This is a genomic window from Halomonas sp. BC1 (assembly GCF_002078135.1).
GTDB lineage: Bacteria > Pseudomonadota > Gammaproteobacteria > Pseudomonadales > Halomonadaceae > Vreelandella > Vreelandella stevensii.
In genome coordinates this window covers 7,695-12,090 of record NZ_LFGS01000005.1, presented here as the reverse complement: position 1 = coordinate 12,090, position 4,396 = coordinate 7,695, and the positions used below count along the sequence as shown (strand labels likewise).

Sequence of the window (4,396 nt, the reverse complement as noted above, 5' to 3'; positions counted from 1 at the left end):
CCCTGGCGCTTGAACTCCCCCGGTGTGACCGCTTCCAGCGTCACGAAATGATCGTAAAGCCGCGAGCCGCCGCTCAGCCCCAGCGCTTCGGCGGTGTCGGCAAGGCTCTGGGAAGAAGCAATCAACTGCTTGCCCCGCGCCAACGTCAACGCTTGTAAAAAGCGCTTCGGACTCACCCCTACATAGCGGCTGAACAGCCGCTGAAAATGGAACGCACTCAAGTGTACCTGCTCGGCCACCGCCTCCAGGCTCGGCTGCTGGGCGGCGTGGGCCACCATGAAGGCCATGGCTTTTTCGATACGGGCGTAGTCGTTCATCGCGTCCATCTCACGGGCAAAGGGGCAAAAAGAGGCTGATGCTCGCTAAAGCTTACCCAGTGAAAGGCCCGACACCTACCCGAATCTTGCGCACTACACATGCCGGTAAATCACCCGCAAGGGTTGCCCCAGGTGGCGTTGCAGCGACTCGGTCTGTTGGGGGCTCATGGCCCCTGTTCTGGGGTTGATGGCCGTGAGCGAAAACCGAGCGAACCCTTGGGGGAAGGAGTAGTCGAGCTGGTGCACGCTGGCGACACTGCCACAGCACGGCAGCGCCTGGGGAAGGAGCGCAAAGCCACGCTGTGCGTCGTAATCCTGATCCATCACGAGATGCCACTCAGGAAGGGTCAGCTCTTGCGCGCACAGGTGACAGCGCACGTACTCGAAGTTGCTGCCACAGTCATGAAACATCACATGCTCTGATACCTGCTCGTCTATACTCTCTGCCTCGGGCATCCACTGCCACAACGCAGCCTTGGCCTGGGCTACCTGCTGCGCAGTGGGCAGATAGTGAGGCTCTGCCGGAATGATGACGATATGATGATCACTCATGTGAGTCACTCCGTGTGAGTCGCTCCAAGTGCGTCGGTCAATGAGTACGCAACAGTCTACTCTACACGACAACCCCGCACATTCATCATGTGCGCCGACGCCAGTCGGCCATGCCAGTTACGTCAGGAGGACACGATGGCGCTGATCTCTACCCGTACCCAGCACTGGCTGGAGCGTTTGAACGGCTCCAAACACATGCTCTGGCTGATCGCCACCCTCTCGTTTCTGGAAACCATCATCCTGCCCGTGCCCATCGAGCTGGTACTGATCCCGTTGATGGCGGTGAACAAACAGCGGATCTGGGCGATTGCCACGGCCACCACGCTGGGCTGCCTGGTGGCGTCGCTGGTGGGCTATAGCGTGGGCATGGTGCTCTATCAATCGCTGGGGACCTGGTTTATCGAGTTCATGGGCATGGAGGAGAGCTATCAGGCGTTTCAGGGCTTCTTCAACCGCTACGGGTTTGCCGCGATTCTGGCCATCGGCATTCTTCCCATCCCCTTCCAGGTGGCCATGATTACCGCCGGGCTTTCCGGCTACCCCATCCTGCTATTCGTGCTGGCGGCGCTGCTCTCACGCGGGCTGCGCTACTACGGGCTGGCCTGGCTGGTGAAACGCTATGGCAAACGGGTTGAAACCCTGTGGAAGCGCCATGCGCTGATGACCAGCCTCGCACTGGGCAGCGCGGTGCTGGTCATCGTGTTGGTCATGCAGGCATTGGCGGGGATGATCGTGTGATAGGCTAGCGGCTGATTGGCCCAGCCGTCACTCGATATAGTAACCACTGACCCGCCAGGTGCCGTTTTCCAGATGCGGGGTCACCACTTCCACCACTCGGGGGCGGTTGGCAAACTGGGTCTGGAAGGTAACGACCTTGAAGTCGCCCCGTTCAGCGCCGGGCATGGAGGTGTACTGCGAAACGCGCACTCGGCGGCGCGATTGCACCGAGCCAAAGTCCTTGCGCGACAGCGCAACGGTGCGTTCAAGCATAGTGGCAGAAAGCGGTGTGCTCAGCAGTGGCGAAGCGGCTTCCCATGCCTGTTCATACTCGCTGTTATCGATCTTCGCCAACCACGCCAGCGCCGCCTCCTCTGCCGCCTGCACAGATGCCTGAGCCGTTGCGGTAAGCATCAACAAGGCAGCGGACAACAACAGAGCACGTAATTTTGGCATGGCAGACTCATTAGTGGCTAAGAAAAGACGTACCTCTTTATTATCGGAAAGTCGCAAGGATTCTTTAGCATTTCAGCGCCCATTGCTGCCAGCGACGTCAATCTTTCACCGCAGTGGCAAAAAGATGCTCAAGCGACGAACCCAAAAGCTATACAGAAGTCATACATTAAAATTTTACCTGCAAGGAGTAGACCATGAACAGTCATGATGAGCACACGAGGCCTGGCGAACAATACACACATCACCAACCTCAGGGGCTGTCAGACCGCATTGCCTACCGAGTCGTGAAATTCATGCGGTTTTTTGCCGACAAGTTTTTTGCCGGCCGTTACGGCCATCGTGCCGTCATTCTGGAAACAGTGGCAGCCGTGCCCGGCATGGTGGGAGGGGCGATACAGCACTTGCATGCCATTCGGCGCATCAAGGATGATGATGGCTGGATTCGTACCCTATTGGATGAAGCGGAAAACGAGCGCATGCACCTGATGACCTTTATCGAGGTCGCCAAGCCCAACCGTTTCGATCGCTTCCTCATTCTCGTAGCCCAAGGCATGTTCTTTAATCTGTTTTTCCTGCTGTATTTATGCTCCAGCAAGACCGCCCACCGCGTGGTCGGCTACCTGGAAGAGGAAGCCGTCTATAGCTACACCGAATACCTGGAAGGCATCGACCGAGGCGAGTACGAAAACATCCCGGCGCCCCAAATCGCCATCGATTACTGGAAGCTACCCCAGGATGCGCGGTTGCGCGACGTGGTGATCGCCGTGCGTGCCGACGAAGCGAGCCATCGGGACGTCAACCATGACTTCGCCGACCAGCTTTCTTGATGGGCTACCGTAAGCGGCTAACGTGAAAAGCTGTCTCCACAACCCATCACCGGGCCCCTGCGCCAGGCCCGGTGATATTAGCCTTTTCAGCTCTCGCCCAGGCATAGCCGCATGAAACAGCTATTGGGATCAAGCCGGTAGCTGCCGAACGGCCCGCAATACTCGAACCCGAACCGGGCAGATAAACGGCGGGCGCGTTCGAATATGTATCATTGCCCTCTCCGTTGGCTAGCCAAACCCGGCTTCTCAAATACGAAGCGCTCGTATACCATGCGCCACCTCTTTCCTTTAGCGTTCACCGTTAGGCCACCATGTCCGTCAACGCGCTCTACACCGACCTTTCCGGCTATTACGATCTGATGTGCGTCGACATCGACTACCGCGCGCAAAGTAACGCCATTCATCGCCTGCATCAGCTGTTTGGCAACGCGGGCAGCCAGCACCTGGACCTGGCCTGCGGCACCGGCCCCCACGTACGCCATTTTCTGGATGTGGGCTACACCAGCAGCGGGCTGGACATTCACCAGCCGATGCTGGACCTGGCAGCCACCCGCTGCCCGGAAGCTCACTTTTCGCTGCAAGACATGGGCCAGTTCCAGGTGGATGAGCCGGTGGATTTGATCACCTGCTTTTTATACTCCATCCACTACAACGCCAACCTGGAAAAGCTGAGCGCCTGCATCGCCAGCACCCACCGCGCCCTGCGCACCGGCGGCGTACTGTGCTTCAACAGCGTGGACAAGGAGCGCATCGACAACGCGCTGTTCGTCAAGCACACCGCCCAGCAGGGTGAGGATCGCTTCACGTTTCGTTCGGGTTGGCACTATGCGGGGCAAGGGGAACGGCAAACGCTGCGGCTCAGTATCGAAAAGAGCACACCTGCGGTCACCCAGGTATGGAATGACGAGCACCCCATGGTGGCGGTCAGCTTTGGCGAACTCATCGCCCTGCTGACGCCCTACTTCGAGGTGCACTTGTTCGAACACGACTACCAGACCATCACCCCGTGGGACAACGCGTCTGGCAATGCCATCTTCGTGTGCGTGAAGCGCGACGGCTAAGGTGCCATCTAAGGCGTCAGCTCTCCTGGCTGGGGCGCTGCTGTTGCTGCACGCCCATCAGGAAGTTGCGCAGCATCTGGTCCTTGCACTCGCGGTAATTCTTGTGGCTTGGCTTGCGGAAGAACGCGCTCAGCTCGTGGGGGCTGAGCGGTAGCCCCACCTGCTCGAACACCGCCAGCACGTCTTCGGCCTTCATGTTCAGCGCAATACGCAGCTTCTGGAACACCATGTTGTTGTTCAGCTGGGTTTCCGGCGCAGGCACCGGGCCTTCGCGCTTGCCGCGCTTGAAGCTGATGAAGCCATTCAAAAACGCCGCCAGCTCACGATTCTTCATGGGCACCAGCGCTTCATCCTCATCCTTCTTCAGCCAGGCCGTTACCTGGGCAGGCGTCACGTCCACCTCTGCCAGGGCGAAGATATTGACGATGGTGGCCTCCTTCAAATCGAAGGCATAGCGAATACGGCG

General features: G+C 58.6%; 7 protein-coding genes. 3 read left to right on the top strand and 4 right to left on the bottom strand.

All coding sequences use genetic code 11. The features are described from left to right. The coding region (locus B7L72_RS04640; protein ID WP_139788449.1) for a helix-turn-helix domain-containing protein at positions 1-317 on the bottom strand (317 nt) is incomplete at its 3' end. A 93-nt stretch (positions 318-410) separates the two neighbouring features. Further along, positions 411-869 (bottom strand): hypothetical protein, encoded by a 459-nt coding sequence (locus B7L72_RS04635; RefSeq protein WP_081138886.1) that lies wholly within the window; start codon positions 867-869, stop codon positions 411-413. A 135-nt stretch (positions 870-1,004) separates the two neighbouring features. Here B7L72_RS04635 and B7L72_RS04630 point away from each other — a divergent pair, with 135 nt between their 5' ends. Next, positions 1,005-1,607 carry a YqaA family protein gene (locus tag B7L72_RS04630; RefSeq protein ID WP_039179656.1) on the top strand — a complete coding sequence of 201 codons (603 nt, stop codon included), beginning with the start codon at positions 1,005-1,007 and terminating at the stop codon, positions 1,605-1,607. Positions 1,608-1,634: 27 nt separating this feature from the next. Here the strand turns inward: B7L72_RS04630 and B7L72_RS04625 are convergent, their stop codons facing one another. Continuing rightward, entirely contained in the window at positions 1,635-2,042 is a 408-nt protein-coding gene (locus tag B7L72_RS04625; protein WP_039179653.1) for a DUF4019 domain-containing protein, read from the bottom strand. A gap of 194 nt (positions 2,043-2,236) precedes the next feature. Between B7L72_RS04625 and B7L72_RS04620 the strand changes: the two genes are divergently transcribed. Beyond that, positions 2,237-2,869: an alternative oxidase gene (locus B7L72_RS04620; protein ID WP_081192857.1), complete on the top strand. Its 633-nt coding sequence runs from the start codon at positions 2,237-2,239 to the stop codon at positions 2,867-2,869. 311 nt (positions 2,870-3,180) lie between these two features. Continuing rightward, the gene (locus tag B7L72_RS04610; RefSeq protein ID WP_081192855.1) at positions 3,181-3,930 is read left to right on the top strand and encodes a class I SAM-dependent DNA methyltransferase; all 750 of its coding nucleotides are present in this window, start codon (positions 3,181-3,183) and stop codon (positions 3,928-3,930) included. Between the two features lie 16 nt (positions 3,931-3,946). Here B7L72_RS04610 and B7L72_RS04605 read toward each other — a convergent pair. Next, positions 3,947-4,396 (bottom strand): DUF1456 family protein (locus tag B7L72_RS04605; protein WP_081192853.1); only part of this gene is annotated, 450 nt, incomplete at its 5' end.